The organism is Pseudomonas sp. FW305-3-2-15-C-LB1 (genome assembly GCF_058787615.1).
Map to the genome: position 1 here is coordinate 1 of NZ_JBYSZX010000014.1, position 21,831 is coordinate 21,831.

22 protein-coding genes and 1 pseudogene are annotated in these 21,831 nt (G+C 62.9%); 16 read left to right on the forward strand and 7 right to left on the reverse strand.

Annotated features, from left to right (window positions below; all coding sequences use genetic code 11):
* Positions 1 to 408: pseudogene (locus AC3WP7_RS22990) on the reverse strand (amino acid permease); the annotation flags it as partial.
* Positions 409 to 615: 207 nt separating this feature from the next.
* Positions 616 to 1,590: a helix-turn-helix domain-containing protein gene (locus tag AC3WP7_RS22995; RefSeq protein ID WP_071489614.1), complete on the reverse strand. Its 975-nt coding sequence runs from the start codon at positions 1,588 to 1,590 to the stop codon at positions 616 to 618.
* Positions 1,591 to 1,795: 205 nt separating this feature from the next.
* On the opposite strand from AC3WP7_RS22995, the gene AC3WP7_RS23000 reads away from it, so the two are divergent.
* The 3 genes from AC3WP7_RS23000 to AC3WP7_RS23010 all read left to right on the forward strand — a co-directional run bounded on the left by AC3WP7_RS23000 (position 1,796) and on the right by AC3WP7_RS23010 (position 5,290).
* Positions 1,796 to 3,172, forward strand: a complete 1,377-nt coding sequence (locus AC3WP7_RS23000) for an aspartate aminotransferase family protein (RefSeq protein WP_092249834.1) — start codon at positions 1,796 to 1,798, stop codon at positions 3,170 to 3,172.
* A gap of 15 nt (positions 3,173 to 3,187) precedes the next feature.
* Positions 3,188 to 4,642, forward strand: a complete 1,455-nt coding sequence (locus AC3WP7_RS23005; protein ID WP_092249855.1) for an aldehyde dehydrogenase family protein — start codon at positions 3,188 to 3,190, stop codon at positions 4,640 to 4,642.
* A gap of 84 nt (positions 4,643 to 4,726) precedes the next feature.
* Complete coding sequence (locus AC3WP7_RS23010; protein ID WP_092249831.1) at positions 4,727 to 5,290, forward strand: cytochrome b; 564 nt, start codon at positions 4,727 to 4,729, stop codon at positions 5,288 to 5,290.
* 41 nt (positions 5,291 to 5,331) lie between these two features.
* Here AC3WP7_RS23010 and AC3WP7_RS23015 read toward each other — a convergent pair whose 3' ends face one another.
* On the reverse strand, positions 5,332 to 6,669 hold the full coding sequence (locus AC3WP7_RS23015; protein WP_092249828.1) for an alginate export family protein: 1,338 nt from the start codon (positions 6,667 to 6,669) through the stop codon (positions 5,332 to 5,334).
* Positions 6,670 to 6,875: 206 nt separating this feature from the next.
* Here AC3WP7_RS23015 and AC3WP7_RS23020 point away from each other — a divergent pair, with 206 nt between their 5' ends.
* From AC3WP7_RS23020 to AC3WP7_RS23075, 12 genes are all read left to right on the forward strand, one after another.
* Entirely contained in the window at positions 6,876 to 7,268 is a 393-nt protein-coding gene (locus tag AC3WP7_RS23020; RefSeq protein ID WP_071489618.1) for a DUF6152 family protein, read from the forward strand.
* 61 nt (positions 7,269 to 7,329) lie between these two features.
* The gene (locus tag AC3WP7_RS23025; protein ID WP_071489619.1) at positions 7,330 to 8,076 is read left to right on the forward strand and encodes a hypothetical protein; all 747 of its coding nucleotides are present in this window, start codon (positions 7,330 to 7,332) and stop codon (positions 8,074 to 8,076) included.
* 10 nt (positions 8,077 to 8,086) lie between these two features.
* Complete coding sequence (locus tag AC3WP7_RS23030; RefSeq protein WP_092249825.1) at positions 8,087 to 9,574, forward strand: alpha/beta hydrolase domain-containing protein; 1,488 nt, start codon at positions 8,087 to 8,089, stop codon at positions 9,572 to 9,574.
* A gap of 21 nt (positions 9,575 to 9,595) precedes the next feature.
* Positions 9,596 to 10,072: a DUF6644 family protein gene (locus AC3WP7_RS23035; protein ID WP_092249822.1), complete on the forward strand. Its 477-nt coding sequence runs from the start codon at positions 9,596 to 9,598 to the stop codon at positions 10,070 to 10,072.
* Positions 10,073 to 10,104: 32 nt separating this feature from the next.
* The gene (locus tag AC3WP7_RS23040) at positions 10,105 to 10,593 is read left to right on the forward strand and encodes a DUF6644 family protein (RefSeq protein ID WP_102592161.1); all 489 of its coding nucleotides are present in this window, start codon (positions 10,105 to 10,107) and stop codon (positions 10,591 to 10,593) included.
* On the forward strand, positions 10,593 to 11,294 hold the full coding sequence (locus AC3WP7_RS23045; protein WP_102592160.1) for a DUF6162 family protein: 702 nt from the start codon (positions 10,593 to 10,595) through the stop codon (positions 11,292 to 11,294). Before AC3WP7_RS23040 ends, AC3WP7_RS23045 begins: the two co-directional genes overlap by 1 nt.
* Positions 11,291 to 12,238, forward strand: a complete 948-nt coding sequence (locus AC3WP7_RS23050) for a metal ABC transporter solute-binding protein, Zn/Mn family (RefSeq protein WP_071489623.1) — start codon at positions 11,291 to 11,293, stop codon at positions 12,236 to 12,238. The genes AC3WP7_RS23045 and AC3WP7_RS23050 overlap by 4 nt, the downstream gene beginning before the upstream one ends.
* Entirely contained in the window at positions 12,238 to 12,906 is a 669-nt protein-coding gene (locus AC3WP7_RS23055) for a metal ABC transporter ATP-binding protein (RefSeq protein ID WP_102592159.1), read from the forward strand. Before AC3WP7_RS23050 ends, AC3WP7_RS23055 begins: the two co-directional genes overlap by 1 nt.
* Positions 12,903 to 13,808 (forward strand): metal ABC transporter permease, encoded by a 906-nt coding sequence (locus AC3WP7_RS23060; protein ID WP_092249810.1) that lies wholly within the window; start codon positions 12,903 to 12,905, stop codon positions 13,806 to 13,808. The genes AC3WP7_RS23055 and AC3WP7_RS23060 overlap by 4 nt, the downstream gene beginning before the upstream one ends.
* On the forward strand, positions 13,805 to 14,743 hold the full coding sequence (locus AC3WP7_RS23065; protein ID WP_256579922.1) for a metal ABC transporter solute-binding protein, Zn/Mn family: 939 nt from the start codon (positions 13,805 to 13,807) through the stop codon (positions 14,741 to 14,743). The genes AC3WP7_RS23060 and AC3WP7_RS23065 overlap by 4 nt, the downstream gene beginning before the upstream one ends.
* A gap of 13 nt (positions 14,744 to 14,756) precedes the next feature.
* Positions 14,757 to 15,080, forward strand: a complete 324-nt coding sequence (locus AC3WP7_RS23070) for a hypothetical protein (RefSeq protein ID WP_071489626.1) — start codon at positions 14,757 to 14,759, stop codon at positions 15,078 to 15,080.
* An 8-nt stretch (positions 15,081 to 15,088) separates the two neighbouring features.
* Positions 15,089 to 15,940 carry a DUF4198 domain-containing protein gene (locus AC3WP7_RS23075; RefSeq protein ID WP_092249808.1) on the forward strand — a complete coding sequence of 284 codons (852 nt, stop codon included), beginning with the start codon at positions 15,089 to 15,091 and terminating at the stop codon, positions 15,938 to 15,940.
* On the opposite strand, the gene AC3WP7_RS23080 is transcribed toward AC3WP7_RS23075, so the two are convergent.
* Together AC3WP7_RS23080 and AC3WP7_RS23085 are read right to left on the reverse strand one after the other, a co-directional pair.
* The gene (locus AC3WP7_RS23080) at positions 15,934 to 16,683 is read right to left on the reverse strand and encodes a creatininase family protein (protein ID WP_071489628.1); all 750 of its coding nucleotides are present in this window, start codon (positions 16,681 to 16,683) and stop codon (positions 15,934 to 15,936) included. The genes AC3WP7_RS23075 and AC3WP7_RS23080 overlap by 7 nt on opposite strands.
* Positions 16,684 to 16,702: 19 nt before the next feature.
* A complete protein-coding gene (locus AC3WP7_RS23085) occupies positions 16,703 to 18,034 on the reverse strand; it encodes an MFS transporter (RefSeq protein WP_092249803.1) in 1,332 nt (443 codons plus the stop codon).
* Between the two features lie 137 nt (positions 18,035 to 18,171).
* Here AC3WP7_RS23085 and AC3WP7_RS23090 point away from each other — a divergent pair, with 137 nt between their 5' ends.
* On the forward strand, positions 18,172 to 19,104 hold the full coding sequence (locus AC3WP7_RS23090; RefSeq protein ID WP_093513778.1) for a LysR family transcriptional regulator: 933 nt from the start codon (positions 18,172 to 18,174) through the stop codon (positions 19,102 to 19,104).
* On the opposite strand, the gene AC3WP7_RS23095 is transcribed toward AC3WP7_RS23090, so the two are convergent.
* A complete protein-coding gene (locus tag AC3WP7_RS23095; protein WP_092249797.1) occupies positions 19,089 to 20,453 on the reverse strand; it encodes an ArnT family glycosyltransferase in 1,365 nt (454 codons plus the stop codon). The genes AC3WP7_RS23090 and AC3WP7_RS23095 overlap by 16 nt on opposite strands.
* A gap of 404 nt (positions 20,454 to 20,857) precedes the next feature.
* Positions 20,858 to 21,808: a LysR family transcriptional regulator gene (locus tag AC3WP7_RS23100; protein ID WP_093127834.1), complete on the reverse strand. Its 951-nt coding sequence runs from the start codon at positions 21,806 to 21,808 to the stop codon at positions 20,858 to 20,860.
* Positions 21,809 to 21,831 lie beyond the last annotated feature (23 nt).

A 21,831-nucleotide genomic window follows, 5' to 3' on the forward strand; every position in this document is an offset into this window, starting at 1 on the left:
CGGCAACTCCAGGCCGAACACACTGGCCATGGTGCCGCTGACCACCCCGCCGAACATGCCATACAAGCCGACCTGCAGGATGTTGTAGGCAAACATCGCCAGCACCCCCGCCGCCCCGCCGGCCAAGCCACCCAGGCCACGGGAGGTAAAGGCATAAAAGCCGCCTGCATTGGTCAGGTGCTTGGACATGGTGGTGTAACCCACCGAGAACGCCAGCAGCACCAGCAGGGCCAGGATCAGCAATGCCGGGGTACCGGCGCCGTTGCCAAGCATGATGCCAATCGGGAAGCCACCGGCGATCACGCTCAACGGGCTCGCCGCCGAAACCACAAAGAAAATGATGAAGCCCACGCCCAGGGCGCCACGCTTGAGCTCCGTGGAGGGGGTGACCGGGAGAGATACGCTCATGTTGTTGACCTTATTGTATGAGGCAGTCGCTGTTGGATCGGCGCAGTCAACCGCTCACCGTCACCGAGTCGCTTATCGTTGTTGTTGCACGCTGGAATCGATCCTATGCCTGCCAACGAACGTCGCGGTAGCCCAAATCGGTCACGCACGTCCTCACCTTGCGCAAGCAGCGAAGGTGCTCTCAGGTCGTTCAAAATCGGTGAAGGTTCAGCCGCGCGCAAAACCGCTGATGGCGGCGCGGGCCGTCTGGGACGGCAGCTCGGCGAACAGCTCCTGGTACTCCGCGGCAAAATGGCTCAGGTGGTAAAAACCCCACTGGGCAGCGGCATCGCCGATGGAGAGGTCGCAGGCACGGGTCGACATCAAGGCCCGGCGCACGCCGTTGAGCCGCACCGAGCGCAGGTAGTTCAGCGGCGTGGTCTCGGCCACCGCACGGAAGCTGTTCTGCACGGTGCGCCGACTCACCTGGAGCCGCTGGCACAACTCGATCACGCTGGGCACGTTGATCATTTCCGTGGTGGTCAGGCGGTGGCATTTCTCGACAATGAAACTGCGCGTAGAGCTGGGGCTGCGCTGCTGCTTGTCACAGGCCGGGTCGGTCATCAGTTGCAGCAGCTCACCGAGCATCGCCTGTTCCAGCACCATCTCTCGCTCCCGATCGCGCGTGCTGTCGAGGTCATCGTCGGCCAGGGCCTGGGAGAACAACGCGAGCAATCGGCGGCGAGCCTGGGCGAAACGCTGGGGCGACACCTTGATCACCGGCTGGCGCAGCAGCAGGTTGAGTTCCTTCGCCGACGCGGTCTGCTCCAGCGCCTGCTCGAACAGCTCACGCTCGAAGGTGATGGACAGCAGCTCCATGCCCATCGGCATGTGGAACATGAACTCCTCGCCACCGTGCAGGAAGAACAGGCTGCTGTCGTCCACGTCGCGCCCCTGCATGCGGATCGAACCGGGCACGTTGATCGGCACCGCGAAGCACATCTTGCCCCGAGGGGCCACGCCGTTCTGCACCACACGCTGGTTGATCTGTTCGAGGAACAAGTGGCAGCCGGCGGTCGTCAGCTGCATCAGTGTGCTTTCGGCGGAGCCGGCGGTCAGCTGGCTGTAGTCCTGGCTCCACTGCTGGACGGTGGCTGCATGCACATGGATATCGCGAAAATGGCTGATCGTCTGATTTTTCATGGAGTCGCAAGCCTCTGCCAGAAATTCTTGTTTTTTGATCGCCGCTGCGCTCGATAGTCGCACATAGCACACGTCCTGCAAATCGTTTATGGGACAGCCGGCGGGCTGGAGCAGGCACGTGTATAGGTGCCGATTCGGGATACCGGTCTGGAACGCGCACCGGAGATGATCGGCACACGTAAATCGACCTGTCAGAGAGACCGTCATGAGTGAAGCCACACTAGAATCCCTGCACTTCGCGGATGCCCCGCGCATCCTCTCCAGCGCCCTGCCCGGCCCCAAGGCCAGCGAAGCCCTGGCGTTGTCGGCGCGCACCGAGTCGATGGCCCGTGGCGGCGGGCGCATGCCGGTGGCCATGGACCGTGCGTTCGGCGCAACCTTCAAGGACCCGGACGGCAATACCTACATTGACCTGTCCGCCGGTGTCGGCGTCAGCAGCGTGGGCCGTTGCCACCCCAAAGTGGTGCAGGCCATCCGCGAACAGTCCGAAGTGCTGATGCATGCCCTGGAAATCAACAGCACCCGGCGCACCGAGCTGGCCGCCAAGATGTCCGAGATCGCGCCGGACGGCTTGCGTGGCGACTGCATCACCTTTTTCACCCAAAGCGGCAGCGATGCACTGGAAGCCGCGATCAAGTTCGCCAAGCGCATCACCGGGCGGCACCAGATCATTGCTTTCCACGGCGGCTACCACGGCGTGTGGAACGCGTCGGGCGCGCTGACCACCGGCACTGCCTACCGCAAAGGCTACGGCGCGCAGATGGGCGGTGTGATTCACGCGCCCTACCCGTATGCCTACCGCTTCCCGTTCGACACCACCCACAAGAGCGCCGAGCAGATCGCCGGCGACTACGTGGACTACCTGCTGAACACGCCCTACACCGCCGCCGATGATGTGGCCGCAGTGATCGTGGAACCGGTACAGGGCGAAGGCGGCTACGTGCCGCCTTCGCCGGAGTTCCTGCAACTGCTGCGCAAGGCCTGCGACCGCAGCGGCACCTTGCTGATCGTCGATGAAGTGCAATCCGGCGCCGGGCGCACCGGCAAGATGTGGGCGGTGGAACACTCGGGCGTGAAACCGGACATGCTCACCTTCGGCAAAGGCATCGGCAGCGATCTGCCGATGGCCGGCCTGATCATGCGCTCGGACCTGGCGGCAAAGATTCCCGATGGCTCGATGCCCAACACGTTCGCCGCCAACTCGCTGTCGGCGGCCGTGGCGCTGACCAACATCAGCATCCTGCAGGACCCGGAACTGGACCTGCTCAACCGTGCCCACGCGCTGGGCCTGGAAGCCCAGGCCTATATTCGCGGCTTCAACAACCCACTGGTCGGCGAAGTGCGCGGGCGCGGCCTGATGATCGGTATCGAATTGGTCGAAGACCCAGTCACCAAGGCGCCCCTGGCGGGTGAAAAGATCGGCCAGCTCATGGGCTACCTGCTCAACCACGGCGTGCTGATGATTCCCTGCGGTCGCTACAGCAACGTGATGCGCGTGATGCCGTCGCTGACCATCTCCCGTTCGCTGTTCTTCAAGGCACTGGACATCTTCGGCGACGCCCTGGCCGCCCTCAAGGCATGACTCATGGAGCGCAACATGACTGAACACTTGAATCACTTCATCGCCGGCGCGTCGCTTGAAGCCTCCGATGGACGCCGCATCGACCTTATCGATCCGGTCACGGAACAGGTCTACGCCCGTTCGGCACGCGGCACGGCCGACGACGTCAACCGCGCCGTGGGTGCTGCGCTCGAGCAACTCGAACGGGGCGCCTGGAGCCAACTCGACGGCGCCCAGCGTGGCCGGCTGCTGTCGAAACTGGCGGATCTGGTAGAGCGCGACAGCGAACGGCTCGCCGACCTTGACGCCAACGCCATCGGCCGCTCCCCCATCGAGCCGCGCCGCATGGACCTGCCCAATGCGATCGCCCACCTGCGCGCCGCTGCCGGCTGGGCCAACCAGCTCGAAGGACGCACCATCCCCACCGGCGGCTACTTCGGCACCCGCACCCTCTCGTACACCGTACGCGAGCCGGTGGGGGTGGTCGGCGCCATCGTGCCGTGGAACTCGCCATTGATGATCACGGTCTGGAAGCTCGCCGCGTTGCTGGCGGCAGGCTGCACCGTGGTGGTCAAGCCATCGGAAGAGACCCCGCAGTCGGCCCTGCACCTGGCGGCGCTGGCGCAGGAAGCAGGTTTCCCGGACGGTGTGATCAATGTGGTCACAGGCTACGGCGCCGAAGTGGGCCGCGCCCTGTGCGAACACCCACACGTCGCCAAGATCAGCTTCACCGGCAGCCCCGAGGCCGGCCGCGAGATCCAGCGCACTGCCGGCGTGCTGTTCAAGCGCGTGGCCCTGGAACTGGGCGGCAAGAGCCCGCAGATTGTCTTCGACGACGCCTCCTTCGATGACGCCTTGCGCGGTTGTGCCCTTGGCCTGTTCGCCAACCAGGGCCAGGTGTGTGCGGCCGGTTCGCGCATCCTCGTCCAGCGCAGCCTCGCCGAGCGCTTCGGCGCGGCGCTGGCCGAAGCGGCCCAGGCGGTCAACGTGGGCGACCCGCGCCAGCCCGGCGTACAGATGGGGCCGGTGGCCAAGAAAGCGCAGTTCGATCGCGTCAACCGCTACATCCAGCTGGGCATCGACCAGGGTGCTACGCTGCTGGCCGGCGGCGTGTCCACCCCTGCACGCGGCTGGTTCGTGCGCCCGACGATCTTCGCCAACGCCCGCAACGACATGGCGATTGCCCAGGACGAGATCTTCGGCCCGGTGGGCACGCTGATCCCCTTCGACACGGAAGACGAGGCCATCGCGCTGGCCAACGACTCCACCTATGGCCTCGCCGCCACGGTGTGGACCACCGACCTGGTGCGTGCGCACCGTGTCGCCGCAGCGGTGAAAGCCGGCGCGGTGGGCATCAACTGCTGGAGCCCGCTGGACGCCAACCTGCCCTGGGGCGGCGTCAAGACCAGCGGGATCGGACGTGAAGGCGGCTTCAGTGGCGCGCTGGCCTACACCGAAGAGAAGGTGATCACCGTACTGATGCCCGGCTGAGCCAGCGCACTGAGCGAGCCACCCTCGATATCGCCAGGGTGGCTCACTCAAAGGTGCATTTTGATGATCGTTGGAGAGACCGTGATGAACCCAGAAAACCCGACCATAATCGATCGTTATCCAACATCCCTGCGCCTGCTGCACTGGGTGCGCGCTGTGCTCGTCGTCGGCCTGCTGTGGGCCGGCTGGCACATGACCGGTATGAATGATGAAGTGGCGAGCAAATTCGAGCTCTATTACCCCTGGCACAAATCCTTTGGGGTGCTGGCGTTCCTGCTGGTGTTGACCCAGATCGCCGTGCGCTTGCGCACTCCGAATATTCCGCAACCGCTGCAAACCCTGGAACGCTACGAACAGGTGTTATCCCGGCTGACCCAACGTGCGATGTATGCGCTGCTGGTGATCGTGCCGCTGATGGGCTACTCCATGTCGAGCACCTTCACCATGAGCGACGGTGTGTTCTTTTTCGGGGTCAACCTGCCCGAGTTGTTGCCGAAGAATGACGACTGGTTCGTGGTGTTCCAATGGCTGCACAAAACACTCGCCTATACCCTGCTGGTGCTGATCGTGTTGCACATCGCAGGGGCGCTCAAGCACCGCTTCTACGACAAAGACCCGCGCAACGACGTGCTGCGCCGCATGCTCTGAAACAACCAGGCGTCGGCGCCAGGCGCCGACGCCCTTCCCTTCTAGAACGTCACCCAGACAATGAACTGCATGTAGGTGTTGGTCGACGCACTGCCACTTTGCAGACCGCCATTGCCCAACCACTTCTCGGGTTTGTAGAAGCCGATCAGCGGTGACAGCGTGATGTTATCCGTCACCATCCAGTCCAGGAACAGGTCGACCTCGCGGGCGCTGAAATCCCGGTCCTGCTTGCGGGAAAGCTGGTGGTAATCGAAGGCCATCGCATTGAGGGTCAATTTATCGGTGGGCCGGACGGAGAGCAGCACATCGTTGATCCGCATGTTCGAGGTCACGGAACCGGCGTAATTCGTCGCTATCTCACCTTGGTAGCGTTTGCGGTAGCCACCCTGGAACAGGAAATCCCAGCCTTCGGAATAACGCGAATAGCGATAACTCACGGTCGGCTGCCATTTGACGTCGGCGAAGGTATAGCCCGCGTCGAAGAACATCGCCCGCTGCGAGCCGGAACGTTTTTCCTGGCGCGCCACTTCGAAGGCGAAGTCGGCATTCTCGATCCCGGCATTACCCTGCCCGCGCAGGCTGTAGATGTTCATGCCCTTGCGCTCGAGCCGATCACCGAAGGCGTAGCGCTCCTCCACATCCAGACCGCGAACGTAGGTAGAGCCGATGGAGCCGAGGGGTGTGGTGTAGTCAACCGTGGCGGCCGCCACTTCGGTCTTGGACTGTCCGGGGTTATCCGATTTCAGCCAGATCAGGCTGCCGTGAAGGCCATCCTTGCCACCCAACTTGAGCACCGCCGTGTTGCCGAACGCCAGGCGCTGGCCCAGGTAGAACGCGCCGCCACGGTTGAAGCGCCCGTCACGCACCCCCTCGATGGGACTGAAGGCATTGCCGGGGTTGAAGCCATCGTCGGTGATCAGGAAACCGTCCACCGTCACCAGCTGGCGGCCGAAGGAAAAGTCGACGCCGTCCTGGCCCAGGGCGGGCACCAGGTCACCTGAGCGCCAGCCCAGGAAGGCATCTTCCACCGCGGTGCGGCGCTCGTTGCCGGCAGTGATCGCACCGGTGTCGCCATCGCCCCAGGTGCCGGAGCTGAGCAGGCTGAACCCGCCGTAGACCGACCCGGCGATGAGCTTGTCCGTCGAGCCGTTGAGGCCATATTTGGCATAGCCTTCCTGCCAACGCATGCTGCCGGGCGCCTTCTGCGGGTCGCCGAGGTAGTTGCGGGTGCTGCCGAACCAGCCAAAGCCGGCGCCCAGTTCCGCGTTCAACAGCGTGCCGCCGTCGTCTTCGTTATAGAGCGTGTAGGCGTGGGCCTGCGGCTCGAAGGCACAGAGTGCAACCAGCGAAAGCAGGGGGGCATAGGGGGGTGTGCGCATGACGTCTCTCCTGTTTTTATATTTATGAGGCGAGACACGAGTGTTCCGATTGCGGCGTGCAGGCGGTAACCCAAATCAGCATGTGCGAGGCTGCTCAAAACATTCCCCCCTCCTCCCTCATTGGTTGCCGTTTTGGGCTACGGCCCGAGAACGCCATCCCCCTATGCTGGGCCCATAAGAACCATAAAAAAACCGAGGCACCCGTCATGAGCGTTTCATCCCCCTCCCCGCTGTTCCGTCAGGCGCTGTGTCTGCTGACTCTCACTGCCTGCAGCGTGCTGTCGTCGGTCGCCACCGCCCACCATTCGTTCGCCTTGTTCGACCAGACCCGCACGGTCACGGTCAAGGGCGTGGTGGAGCGCTTCGCCTGGACCAACCCCCACATCACCCTTTACCTCGATGCCGACGGGCCACCGCCCCAGCGCTACAAGATCGAGACCGGCAGCGTCAACGCCTTGCAACGCACCGGCTGGAGCGCGGACTCGATCAAGGCCGGCGACATTGCCGAGGTGTCCTTCAAGCCCCTGAAAAACGGTGAACCCGGCGGGCTCCTTGTCGAGATCAAGATCGGCGACGTGGTGCTCTCGGGCGGCGGATAGATCGCCCCTGCCCTGCGCCACGACATCCGAACTGCATCGATCCGCCGCGTGGAGACACCCCATGAAACCGACACGAACCTTGCTCGCCCTGGCCGTGGTCCTTGTGACCTGCGCCGGCATCGGCAACGCCGCGACAACACCGAATAAACACCGCCCCGACATCAGCGGCACCTGGGAAAGAACCCCGGACGACTGGTTCGGCGAGAACCCGGACGACCCTGTGCACCCGGGCGGGCCGATGGACCTCAAGGCGCCCTACGCCGCCGAATACGCCGCACTCAAGAAGAAACAGGCGGCGGCCAACGAAGCCGGGACGCCGCTGGCCACCACCAGCTCGCGGTGCCTGCCCGAGGGCATGCCGACACTGATGGCGGCGCTGTTCCCGATCCAGATCATCCACGACGACCAGGACGTGATCGTGCTCGGCGAGTACCTGCAACAGGTCCGCCGCATCCGCTTGAACCAGGCCATGCCGCCCAAGGAAAAGCTCGACCCGCTCTACCAGGGCCATTCCCGTGGGCACTGGGAAGGCGACACCCTGGTGGTGGAGACCCAGCGGGTGCGTACGGATGTGCGGTTCTATGACGTGCCCCACGGCCCGGACATGAAGATCACCGAACGCATCCGCCTGCGCGGGCCGGACCGCCTGGAAGACCAGGTGCTGATCGAAGACCCGCAGGTGCTTGCCACGCCCTATCGCTTCACCTTCGAGTACAAACGCTCCAGCTACGCCATCCAGGAGTACGTCTGCGAAAACAACCAGATCGTGATCGACAGCGAGGGCAAGGCGTCCCTCAGCCTTGAGTGAGGTTGACCGCATGGAACGCTCGATAATCCTCGGCGGCATGCTGCTATCGCTGGCCCTCACGGCAAACGCGTGGGCAGAAGTGCCACGCATGCCCACGGCGATTGCCATCCCGCCGTCGGGCCAGTTGCCGCTGTCGTCGGCCAGGCGTCCCGGCACCGAATACAGCGACCTCGACAGGTACGGCTACACCGAGGAAGAGTTTTACCTGCAAGGCGTCGCCCCGGCCATTACCGCAGCGGGTCAAACCCTGCTGGAGGCGCCTTACACCACGCGCATCCTGGTGCGTAAGCCAACGGACCCGGCGCGGTTCAACGGCACCGTGGTGATCGAGCCGTTCAGTTGGTTCGGCGAGCGCGGTGCCGGCTGGATCCTGACCCGTGACTACCTGCTGCGGCGCGGCTATGCGTTTGTCGGGTACACCCTGAACCTCAACCAGCCGGCCGTTGATCCGAAGTTCATCGCGGACACCCCGGCGGCCGAGGCCGATGGGATTACCCAGTACGGGCGGATCGTGAACTTCGAGTTCATGCGCCGCTTCGACTTCGCACGGTACGCACCGCTGGGTACCTATTACGACCCGCAACGTTTCACCCGGGGCAACGCGCCCGACCCGTTCGTGCCGCAATCCCAGGGCATCGGCGCGCAACTCGCGTTGCTGCTCAAGACCCCGGCGACACAAGGTCCACTGGCCGGCTTCGCCGTACAGCGCGTGTATGTGAACAGCTGGGCGGTGACCGCCCAGGTCTGGATGGACTACCTCGACCAGGGCCGCCACCAGCAATGGCGCATGCCCGACGACACACCACTGATCGATGCCTACATGACCGGCCGCATGGCCTATGGCGAAGTCGGTGGCGACGTGATCCGGCTGCCACGCCGGATGCCCGAGGGCGTGCCGTTCGTGACCGTCTACAGCCAGTCCGAACTGATGCATGACGTGCTCGAAGGCATCCCCCTGCCGCCGGACACCGACAGCCCGCAGGTGCGCTACTACGAAGTCACCGGCATGCCCCACCTGCGCCTGGCCGACCTCGGCACGCAGCATACCGAACGGTTCGCCGCCGATGTCGGCAAGGGCGACGACCCACGTTGCCAGACGCTGTACGACGAACCGGTGGAACTGGTGGTGTCGGCGCTGTTCGAGCGCATGGATCAATGGGTGCGCGAGGGCACCCCCATGCCCCGTGCGTCCCGGGTGGTGCGTGACGGCAAAGCCGCTGCGCGCGCGCCCTCCACCGGCAACCTGCTGGGCGGCGTGCGCCCGCCGTGGGTGCAGGTGCCCAGCGCGACTTACCTCACCGACCAGGAGACCGGCTGCGGGCTGATCTACGACACCAAGGTGCCTTATGCGAAGGACGTGCTTGGCCGGCGCTATGGAAACTTCAACCGCTACGCCCAGAAATTCGAAGAGGCCAAGGCCCAGTCGGTCAAGGAAGGCTACCTGCTTCCAGACGATGCGGCGGGCCTGCGCCCGATCGCCACGCCCCAAGACTTCTAACCCCACGAGGAAGGTACGCCGATGTCATCGTCACTCATCATTGCCTGGCTCTATGCGACGCCCTTGAGCACCGCCATCCGTGACGTCCTCTGGGTCATCCCCACGGTCCAGAGCATTCATATCATCGCCATCACCGTGCTGTTCGGCTCGGCGCTGGTCAGCGACCTGCGCCTGGCCGGGGTGCTCGCCACGGACGAGCCCTTGCGGGGTGTGGTGCGCCGCTACTACCCGTGGATGCGCAACGCCCTCATGGTCCTGCTCTTCACCGGGCTGATCATGATCATCGCCGAGCCCGACCGGGTACTCGTCAACACCACGTTCTGGCTGAAGATGGTCCTGGTGGTGACGGCGTTCACCCTGACGTTACTCCTGCGGCGCCCACTGCTGCGAGCCCCCGATGAACGCGAAACGCGCCCCATCAAGGCACTGGCCTGGCTGTCGATCGGCCTGTGGTGCGCGGTGATCATTTGCGGTCGCTGGATCGCCTACACGATCTAAGCGTTTTCAACCCAAGCCTTGAGGTACTCGCCATGGACATCCAACCGCTGCTGCAAACCCTCCAGGACACTCCCGTCGCCGCGTTCATCCGTGAGTCGGGCTCGGTCTTCCCATTGCTTGAATCGGTGCATGTGATCGGCATCGCCATCGTCTACGGCACCATCGCCGTGGTGGACCTGCGCCTGCTGGGCGTGGCCTCCCATCGGCGCAGTGCGCTGAAGCTGATCCAGGATCTGCTGCCCTACACCTGGATCGCGTTCGTGGTGTGCGTGATGACCGGCCTGCTGATGTTCTGCGCCAATGGCACGACCTATGTGCAGAACACTGCGTTCCTGTGGAAGATGGGCCTGCTGGTGCTGGCCGGGCTGAACATGGGGGCGTTCCACCTGGGCGCCTTTCGCCGCATCGGCGAATGGGACACCACACTACCGCCGCCCAGCCAGGCACGCGTGGCGGGTTTCAGTTCACTGGCGCTGTGGGCAGGGGTGATTTTCCTCGGTCGCTGGATTGCGTTTCTCTGATGGCCAGCCTGAGCGATGCAATCACGGTGGTGCGCCCGCGCTCCGGGCGCTGGGAGTCGCTGGCGCTGCTGCTGGCGACCCTGGCCGTGATCGCCGGCGTGGCCGGCTATGTGGCCCTGCGCCCGCAGAAAGCCGGCCCGCCCATCCCCTTGAGCTGGCAGGTGCGCTCCTTCGACGGTCTGGGCGCAGTCGACCAGGCGATCCATAGCGCGCTGTTGCCGGCCGGCGAGGAAATCATCTGGTTCAACAACGACACGGGCGGCTGGATCACCTTGGAGCATGCGCAAAAGCTGCTGTTGCCGCCCTTCTACCGCGATGGTTTCTGGAAGACCCATGGCGAGGTGCAATGGCAGTTGATTTTGCCGGGTACCCACCAGGCCCACGGGCTTTCCGGCGACGCCCATGCACCGGCGGATCCGAGCGCCAACCAGGTGTCGCAAGCCACCCAGGGCCAGGGTGCCACGGTGTACTACGGCGCTGGCGGCCGCGCCACGGGCCAGAGCGCCTACCTGCTGGTCATCGGTCACGCCCACGCCGGTGTGATGTGGGCCAACCAAGCGACGATCTGGGTCCATCCCGACCCGAACGTGCCCTACCCTGGCATCGTCAAGCCCGAGTCGCTGGTCGGCGATGGCTGGCGCCAGGTCATTCCATACGACGGCGCCAGCGAAGTCGAACGTGTCAAAGGAACCCAGCCATGACTACCGCTACCCAACGCCCGTCACGGTGGCGCAGATGCCTTGCGCTGTTGATGCTGATGCCTGTGGTTGCACTCGCAGGCACCGCGACCGCCTCGGGCAAACCGCTCAGGATCGGCGTCACGCTCCACCCCTACTACAGTTTCGTGGCGAACATCGTCGGTGACCGGGCGCAGGTCATTGCGCTGATCCCGCCCGAGGCGAACCCGCACAACTACCAGCCGCAACCCGACGACATCACCCGGGCGATGAACCTGGATGTGCTGGTGGTCAACGGCATCGGCCACGATGAATGGGCTTTCCAGATCGTAAAGGCCGCCGGGCGCACGGCGACGTTGCCGATCATCCAGGCCAATGCATCGGTGGCCCTGATTCCCATCGCGGGCGACCAGAGCGGGGTCAAGGTGGTCAACCCACACACGTTCGTGTCCACCACCGCGGCGATCCAGCAGGTGTTCGAGATCGCCCGCCGGCTGGGCGAACTGGACCCGGACAACGCAGCGACGTACCGCCACAATGCCCTGGCGTATGCCGCGCGGATCCGCGAGTTGCGCGCGCGCTTCATGACCCGCTTCGCCGCGCTGGACCTCTCGGCGTTCCGTTGCGCGACCACCCATGCCGGCTACGACTACCTGATGCAGGAGTTCGGCCTGTTCGTCAGCGCGGTGATTGAACCACGCCATGGCGTGGCCCCGACGGCACGCCAGTTGGCCAACACCATCGAGGCCATCAAGCGCGCCAACGTGCGCGTACTGTTTGCCGAGAAGAACTTCTCCCTCGACCTGGCCAAGCCGATCGAAGCCGCCACCGGCGTGAAGGTCTTCGCGCTGTCGCACATCACCGGCAACGCCTATAGCGCGGACGAGTTCGAGGTGGCCATGGCCGAGAACCTCGAAACCCTGGCCCAGGCCATTGAGTTCACCCAGCCAGCCAGGAGCACCCCGTGATGCGTGGACCTGCCATCGTGTTTGACAACGTGTCCCTGCAACTGGGCGGCACCCGGGTGCTCGATGCCGTGAGTTTCCGGGTCGAGGCAGGCGCCCTGCATTGCCTGGTCGGCCCCAACGGCGGCGGCAAGACTTCACTGGTGCGCACACTGCTGGGCCAGATGCCGCATTCGGGGTCGGTACGGCTGGAGGGCGAGATCACCACGCCACTGGGCTATGTCCCGCAGCTGCTGGACTTCGACCGCAATGTGCCGATGACCGTCAACGACGTGATGGCCTTGCTCGGCCAACGCCGACCGGCCTTCCTGGGTTCCAGCCGCGCAGCCAAGGCACTCAGGGCTGCGGCCCTCGCGCGTACCGGCGTGGCGGCGATGGGCGCGAAACCCTTCGGCAGTCTGTCCGGAGGCCAGCGCCAGCGTGTGTTGCTGGCCCAGGCGATCAGCCCGGTGCCCTGGCTGTTGATCCTCGACGAGCCGACCGCCGGCATCGATGAACCCGGCGTGCGCCTGGTGGAGGCGTTGGTCGCCGAACTGCACGACCGAGGCGTCACCATCCTGTGGATCAACCACGACCTGGAACAAGTGAGGCGCATTGCGCAATCGGTCACGGTGATCAATCAACGGGTGTCGTTCCATGGCAGCCCCGCCCAATGGGAGAACGTGCGATGAACGCGCTGTACGACTTCATTCGCGAGCACCTCCAGGCGCTCGCTGCGACGGGCGTGCTGCCGCAACCCTTCGAGTACGAGTTCGTGATCAACGCATTGCTCTGCGCGGTGCTGATCGGGCCGCTGCTGGGCGTGCTCGGCTCGATGGTAATGATCAAGCGCATGGCGTTCTTCAGCCAATCGGTGGGCAACGCAGCGATGACCGGCGTGGCCATTGGCGTGCTGATCGGCGAGTCCTACACCTCGCCTTACTTTTCGATGTTCGGCTTCTGCCTGCTGTTCGCCCTGACGCTCAAGTACACCCAGCATCGCACCACGCTGGCCAATGACACGCTGATCGGCGTGTTCCTGTCGATCTCGCTGGCAATGGGCGCCTCGCTGCTGCTGTTCGTATCGGCGAAGATCAACACCCATGTGATGGAGAGCGTGCTGTTCGGCTCCATCCTGGCGGTGGACCACACCGACATGAACGTGTTGCTGGTAGTCACCGCGATCTGCGCGCTGATCGGGCTGCCGCTGTACAACGGCATGCTGCTGGCCAGCCTCAACCCAAGCCTGGCCCATGCGCGCGGCGTGCGGGTGCGCAGCGTCGACTACCTGTTCGTGGTGCTGGTCACCCTGGTCACAGTGGCCTGCCTGAAAATCATCGGCGCCGTGCTCGTCGAAGCGCTGTTGCTGATACCGGCAGCGGCGGCCCGCAACATCAGCCATTCACTGCCGGCACTGGTAACCCGCGCCGTGTTGATCGCGACGTTTTCCTGCGTGGTCGGCATCCTGGCGCCGATGCAGTTCCACATTCCCGTGCCCACGGGCGGCGCCATCGTGATCGTTGCGGCACTGGTGTTCGTCGTCACCACCGTCATTCGGGCGACCACGGCCCGGTTCAGAGGGGCCAGCGTATGAAATGGCTGAATGCTACGTGCCGCCCAAGACTGGCGCTGTTGGCGGTACTGCTGGGCAGCCCGTTGCTGGCCCAGGCGGACCAGGTGCTGGTGGCGTTGCCGGCGCTGTATGCACTCACCTCGGCACTCGGCGACGGCACTCGCCTTGAGGTGGTGCGTGTGCCGCCCGATGCGGCGGTGTCCCTGCAAAGCCAGGCCAATGCGCTGTCACGCCTGGACGCCAGTGTGTTCGAGCAGGCGACGGCGGTGGTCACCTTGAGCAGCCTGTGGCGTGCCGATCCTTTGTATGCCGCAGCCCGTCGCCACAACCTGCGGATCGTCGAGATCGACGCGTCACATTCCTGGGGCGCCATCAAGCCCGGCGTGGCCGTGGCCCGCGTGCCGCCAAACGACGTGCCCTGGGCGGGCGCGCAAGTGGCCGACGACGGCCTGTCACCCTATGCCTGGCTCGGCCCCGTCAACGCCATGCGCATGTCGGCGCTGATCGCGGCCGACCTGGAACGCTTGTCTCCCGTCGACGCGCCACGCATAGAGCGCAACCTCACCGCACTCGACAGCCGCTTGCGCCGACTGAAGGCCGACTACGGCGCCCGGCTGCTGGCGGTGCCGGACCTGCGCGTGCTGTCGTTGGCCGACGAATTCATCTACCTGTTCGGCGAGTTCGGCATTTATGTCGACGGCTGGTTCGTGCGGCAGGACATCGATTGGAGCGACGCTGACTGTGCTGCGCTGACCCGCTACCTGCGCGAGCGTGACATTCGCGTCGTCGTGCACAAGTGGGCGCCGGACACCAGGATCGCCAAGGCCATCGAAGACGGTGGCGCACGCCTGGTGCTCCTGGACACCGGCGCCGATGCAAGCAACGGCTACGAGGCCCTGCTGAGTTCGAACCTGGACGCCCTGCTGGCGGCCTTCGCCCCCCTGCAACACCCTTGACTGTGGAGCGCTCATGAAACCCTTGGGTCCAACCCGTTTGATACTGATGACAGCAGCCCTGTCCTGCTGCCAGGCAGCCTTCGCCCATGGCCCGGTGTTCGACTGCTACCTCGAACACGATGACCAGGTGAAATGCGAGGCCGGCTACACCGACGGCAGCTCCGCCGTCGGGAGAAAAATCCGTGTCCAGGATGCCCGCAACAAGCTGCTGCTCGAAGGCAGCATCGGCGCGGACAACACCTATACGTTCCAGGCCCCCGCAGGCGACTACACCGTGTTGTTCCTGGGTGGCGACAACCATGACGCGACGATCCAGTCCGCCGACATTTCCAGGTGAAACAGACCATGACCTTCACACGACGACTGTTCCAAACCCTCGCCGGCGCCACTTTCGGCTGCGTGGCCTGTGCCGCCCAGGCCCACTTCCAGATGCTCTACGTCGAAGACACGGCGCCACAGCGCGGCGATAAGCTGGAGTTTGCGCTGGTGTTCACCCACCCCTTTTCCGGCGGCCCCACCCTGGTGATGGACAAGCCCCGGGCGTTCAGCCAGGTGAGCGCCCACGGCAGCAAGACCATCGACCTGCGCCAATACCTGCGGCCGGTGCAGTGGCAGAGCCGCGACAACCGGGCGACGGCCTATCGTGCTTCAATCCCGCGGGAGTTGATGCGCTCGCTGGGCGACCATATTTTCGTCCTCGAACCCGAACCTTACCTGGAAGCCGAGGAAGGCCTGTACATCCAACAGTTCACCAAGCTGATCGTCAACGTCGGCGGCGTCCCCGGCGACTGGGCCGAGCCGCAGGGCTTGCCGGTGGAGATCCAGCCGCTGAGCAAACCCTACGCAAACTGGACGGGTGGCGTGTTCCGCGCCGTGGTACTGGCCGATGGAAAACCGGTGCCGTTCGCCGAAGTCGAAATCGAATACCTCAACCATGCCGTCGATATCGAGCAGAATAGCTTCGGCCAGGCAGCCTACGTCACCGCGCCGCAAGCTTCATTCAACGCTCAGAGCACCTACGCGGACGCCCAGGGCATCGTGACCCTGGGCCTGCCCCGCGCCGGTTGGTGGGGCATTGCCGCGCTCGACATCGGCGCGACCAAGACCCACAAGGGCAAGCCGCTGTCGCAGGATGCGGTGTTGTGGGTGCAGGCCAGGGACATGGTGCCCGGCAAGGACTCAGGTATCGCTCATTGAGCTATTGGCTCGCGACTGAACGCCTCGACTTCGCGAATCAAGCCCTGTGCCGCCATCATCACCAGGTCTCGCCCTTTCTCCGGCGAGGCCTGCGCCGGGTCCGAGCCCATGCGCCCGTCGACGTGGCGGGCGCGGAAGTCGAAGGCCTCGCGGATCGGCCCCCACGGCGCGATCCGGGGTGAGTAGTCGGCGGTTTTGATCGAGTCCGGGTAGGCCCATTGGGTCACGGCGATCTCGGACGGCGTGGCATGGATGCCGTGGCCGGTGGGGAACTGCGCCTTGGCCAGTTCGCCCACGCCTTCCAGGTCCCACCAGTTGCATAACTTCAGGGCGAACCCCGCCGGGCGACGGGCAAAGCTGGCTTCGGCATACAGCTCGGAAAACGCCGCTTCAATGGACGCGACGTTGCCGCCATGGCCATTGAGAAACAGGATCTTTTCAAAGCCATGGGCCGCCAGCGAATGCACCCAATCGCTGATCGCGGCAATGAACGTCGAGGGCCGCAATGAGATCGTGCCGGGGAAGCCGATATGGTGCTGGGCCATGCCGATATTGAAGGTCGGCGCGATCAGGATATCGGCGCTTTTTTGCGCCTGGCACGCAATGATCTCGGGGCACATCCAGTCGGTGCCGAGCAGCCCGGTCGGCCCGTGCTGTTCGTTGGAGCCGATGGGGATGACGATGGTGCGGCTGCGCTCGAGAAAGTGGCCGATCTCGGCCCAGGTCGACAGGTATAGAAGCATCTTGGGTTCCTCAGGGTTTTCAATGATGGCGGGCCACTCGACCCGCGCTGTATTCGCCCGCCGAGCCGGTGCGCGTTCGCGGTTTGGTCGCGATGATCACGAACGCCGCGCACAGGAACACGCAGCCCACGGCAACGACCCCCGTGTTCAAGCTGCCCGTGGCGGTTTTGGCCCAGCCGATCATGGCCGGGCCCCAGAAACCACCGGACAGGCCGATGGTGTTGATCAAGGCAATGCCGCCTGCGGCCGCGTCGCCCTTGATGTGCTCGGAGGGCATCGCCCACAACACGGTGTAGGCCATGAACATCATGCTGATCGACAGGGTCAGCACGATCATCGACCCCACCAGGTGGCCGCCCGCCAGGGGATAGAGCATCAGCAGGAGCGCACCGGTGGCCGCCGGGACGGCGCAGTGCAGCCGGCGCTCGCCCAGGCGGTCCGAGCGGCGCCCGATCCAGTACATGCCCAGTGCCGCCCCGACATAGGGCATGGCGGCATACCAGCCCACTTGCTGGGTGTCTTGCAGGCCCAGGGTCTTGATGATCGCCGGCAGCCAGAAACTCATGGCGTAGATCGAGAAGATGATGCAGAAGTACGCCGAGGCCAGGACATACAGCTTAGGGTCGCGCAGTACCGCACGGAACGAATGGCTGCGGGCATTCGCCGTGCCCAGTTCGGTTTCCAACAGCTGTTTTTCCGCCTCATTCAGCCAAGGCGCATCGGCGGGCCGGTCGGACAGCACGACGTACATGAGCACGCCGAGCAATACACAGGGCAAGCCTTCAATCAAAAACATCCATTGCCAGCCGGCCAGACCGCCGACACCGGCAAGCGTGGTGATGAGCCAGGCCGACAAGGGTCCGCCCAGAATGCCGCCCATGGGACCGGCGATAAACACAATGGCAATCGCCCGCGCCATGCGGTTCGGGCCGTACCAACGCGACAGGTAATAGATCATGCCGGGAGCGAACCCGGCTTCGAATACGCCGAGCAGAAAACGCATCGCATAGAACGTCGGCACGTCCCGTACAAACAACATGCACGCCGAGGTAATGCCCCACAGCACAAGGATCCTGCTAAAGGTTTTACGCGCACCGATGCGGGGCAGCATCAGGGTGCTGGGCAGTTCGAACAGCACGTAGCCGATAAAGAAAATCCCCGCGCCGGCGCCGTAGGCAGCATCGGACAAGCCCAGGTCGCTTTGCATCTGCAGCTTGGCAAAGCCCACGTTGATGCGGTCCAGGTACGCAAAGACATAGCCGATGAACAACAGCGGCAACAGCCGCCAGTTGAGCTTGTGGTAGAGGGCAGAAATGGCTGCACTTTCTGCCGGTGCCAGGGAGGTTGGCATACGAGTCTCCAGTTGTTTTTGTGGGTCTGCGTACTTGCCAATTCAGGGTGCGCCGGCCCACGATAAGCAGCAAGAGCAACTAAGTTCACTTAGCGTTGCTCTGCAGGCAACACAACTTCTGGAGCGGGTCATCCTTCATGCGTGAGATCAATCAACAACGTCTTCGCTACTTCCACGAAGTGCTGGTGCACGGTTCGATCAGGGGAGCGGCGGACAGCATCAACACCTCGCCCTCGGTGATCACCCGCCAGATCAAGCTGCTGGAAGAGGAATTGGGCGCCAAGCTGTTCGAGCGCCAGGCCCGTGGCGTTCAGCCCACCGAGGCGGCGGCGCATCTACTGGAGTTCTGGCGCGGCTATCGCTCGCACCAGGAAAAACTCGAAGACCAGTTGCAAGCCATCAAGGGCCTGCAGCAAGGCCATGTGCGGGTGGTGATCAGCGAAGGCTATGTGGATGCGCTGGTCGACAACGTGCTCGCGCCTTTCAGCAAGCAATACCCCAGGCTTGAAGTCACCCTGGACATCCTGCCGGTGGACGATGTGCTCAACGAAGTCGCCGAAAACCGTGCGCATATCGGCCTGGCCTATAACCCGCCGCCCCATCCACACATCGACTACCGCGCCGCCTCGCTGCAGCCGGTGATGTTGCTGGTGCGCCCGGACCATCCACTGGCGGTGCGTGGCACCATGGCGACCGTGACGGAGGTGTTGGAATGCCCATTGGTGCTGACGCCGACCACATTTGGTATTGGCCATGCCATCACCCTGCTGGAATACGCCGAGAAGATCGAAGTACGCCCGACCCTGGTCAGCAACTCCCTGGCGGCACTCAAGCGCCTGGTTGCCACTGGCGGCTTTGCCTCGCTGGCCGGGGAGTTCGCGGCCTATCGAGAAATTGAAAACGGCGAGCTGGCGTCGGTGCTGATCGACCATCCGCTGTTGCTGGGGGTGGAGGCCAAGCTGTTGGTGAAGGCCTCAAGACCGCTTGCGGCGCCCGCTCAGGAATTGTTGACGTGGATGCTGGAGCGGTTGCCGATGTTTTGCATGCCCACTGTTCACCAGAACCAATAAGGCAGGAATTTAGGCGTCGGCTCATGGGCCAACTCCAGATGGTAAGTAACGCAATTGAAGAAAAACATATCCAGTATGAGAAAGGTGACAGCCCCGAAAGAAAAGATGACGAACTCACGATGGGGATGCCCGTGAAAACGTGATTCCAACCAGGGCCGCACGGCGACTAGCGTAATCAGACCCAGGCAGGCACCGAGGTAGTTGGGCTGCAGCGGGGTCACCGCATACAAACTGTACCCATAGGCAAGTAACAGCATCACGAGGCCTATCAGCGGCAACTCCAGGCAGAACCCAAGCAGTTTTTTCCGGGTGTTTGCAAACATTTCACTGCGGTCCACGAAGACATAGGCCGCCAACAACGAAATAGCTGGTGTGATCGACAGTATGTAACGCGCCTTTTTCGAACTTGGAATCGTGAACAGCACAATGATCATAAGGAGCCAGCCGGTGAGGTACAGGAGCATGTTCGTGGCGGCATGAGGCGTACTGTCGAAAAAGTGTTTGCCCTTTCTGATGATCACACTCACTGCAATCAAGGCGGTGAAACCGTAGGTCAGCAAGCCTGCCGAAAAGTAGAAGTAATAACGGGGCGCGTGATCACTGCCGAACCGCCCGAGTCCTTGCATGATCAAAACCTCTTGCAGAAAAGCATCGCCGCCCTGCACATAGGCCGCCCAGGTCAGCACCGCGATACCCGTGGCCAGGACCAGGCCCGCCAATAATGAGAACACCACCAGCATGCGCCACTGCCGGCTCAACAGGTAATAAGAGGCGACGACACTGGCAGGTCCGATCAGGCCGATCGGGCCACGAAACGCAAAGCCCAGCGCCAGGCCCGCGAGTACCAGCGGCAACCGATAACGCTGTTGGTGCACCTCGCCCGCGTAGGCCAGGTAAAAGCACACCACCGTAAAAAGTGCCGGGTACACATCCAGCGCCAGGGAGTTCACGCCGTCCAGAAATGACCAGGTGAACAGCGCAAACACCACCCCGTAGGCGCCCCACTTCTTCTCATGCAAAGCCCCCAATTTATAAATGAACACCAACATCAACGCGGCAGCGACGCAAAAAGGCACGCCCATCGACAGAATGGAGACACGGCCAAACGGCAAGGACACCAGATAAACCAGGAGTGTATTGATCACCGTGTAATCGGGGTAAGGCTGCAGATCTTCGGCGATTGGAAACAGCGTGACGCCGTGCGCAAGCATATATTGGGCAAAGTCGACAAAGCGCGTGGTGTAATTGAGCACGGCGGGCTTGTATTGCAGGACAGCCAATACAATAAACGCGACCACAAAAATAAATGAACAGGGCTTTTTTACAGCCACTTCCTTTAGCTTATTCATGCGACCTTGCCGTCCCTGAAAAAAGCGCAGACTAGCACTTTGCTTTTCAGGCGTTCCAGATTGGAAAAGTGAAGAGTTGTAAAGGCCGCACACTGTATTCATTCAACCCGGCAACTCGCCGTGGCATTCTGAACATTCGCTGAACATGCGTTAAAAAAATGCGAAGTCAGCCTAAGAAAAACTTCAACTGAATTTAATTTAGCGCCTTGTTGTGTGCGTCATGTGAAGAGGCACCAAGGAATAGTTTTATAAACAATCCGGTCACCTTGAAAAATAAGCAGTCCGTGCAAAAATTCGGAACAAGAGCAAAAAGCAAGGGTAGACACCCGGTGGTACATCAATCAGTTATCCGCACATCAACTCCCTGTTCTCCCCCTCAATCCCTCTTCATAAGATCGCGTGGCTTACAGCCTCCTGGCATCAGGCATTTCAAGGCCTGACAACAACTGATCGGTTGCGCAATCGAACTGTTCGATAAGGAAGTCCAGCAATACACGCACGCGGGAAACCCGGTAACGGTTGCCATGTAGCACCGCGTAGACGCCGGCCTCTGGGACACAAAAGTCAGGCAACAGGACGTTCAGTCGTCCAGCACAGATATCGGCTGCCGCATCCCAGATGGTCTTGCGTGCAATGCCATGCCCGGCCAACGCCCATGCGCGCGCGAGTGCGCCATCATTGGTTTCCCATGCCTGGCTCATAGGTACGGTGTAGTTCCATGCCTGACCGTCCACCACAAAGTGAAAGGTGTTCAAGGGCCCTGCGCCAGTCACCAGCACGATGAACTTGTGGTTCACCAGGTCAGCAGGGGTCTGCGGTTCGCCGTATCGCGCCAGATAGTCAGGCGAAGCGCACAGTACTCGCCAGTTGGGCGCCAACTGCCTGGCGATCATCGAGCTTTCATGTGGCTGCCCAAACCGGATTGCCAGATCAATATCGTCCTGCAGCAGATTCGACACCGAATCCGACAACGTCAGCGCAACGGACAGTTCCGGGTGCAACTTACTGAATGCCTCAAGCCAGTCATTCAAAAGATTGCGGCCAAAATCGGCAGACGCGGATATCCGTACCTTGCCACGCACCTCAGTTTGACTGGCTTGAAGCCCCGCTTCCGCCTCATCAATAGCCCGCAATGCGACCCAGCACTGCTGCAAGTAAAACCGACCTTCTTCCGTAAGGCGCAACTGACGCGTTGTGCGATCAAACAATTTGGTGCGCAGCGCCGCCTCAAGCTTGATAAGGCGCGCGCTGGCCGCGGCTGGCGACAGCGCCAGTTTGCGCCCTGCGGCAGACAGGCTGCCGAGTGCTGCCGCCTCGACAAACAAACGCATATCACCCAATCGGTCAGTGGCCATATTCAATTCAAATTTGATAGCTC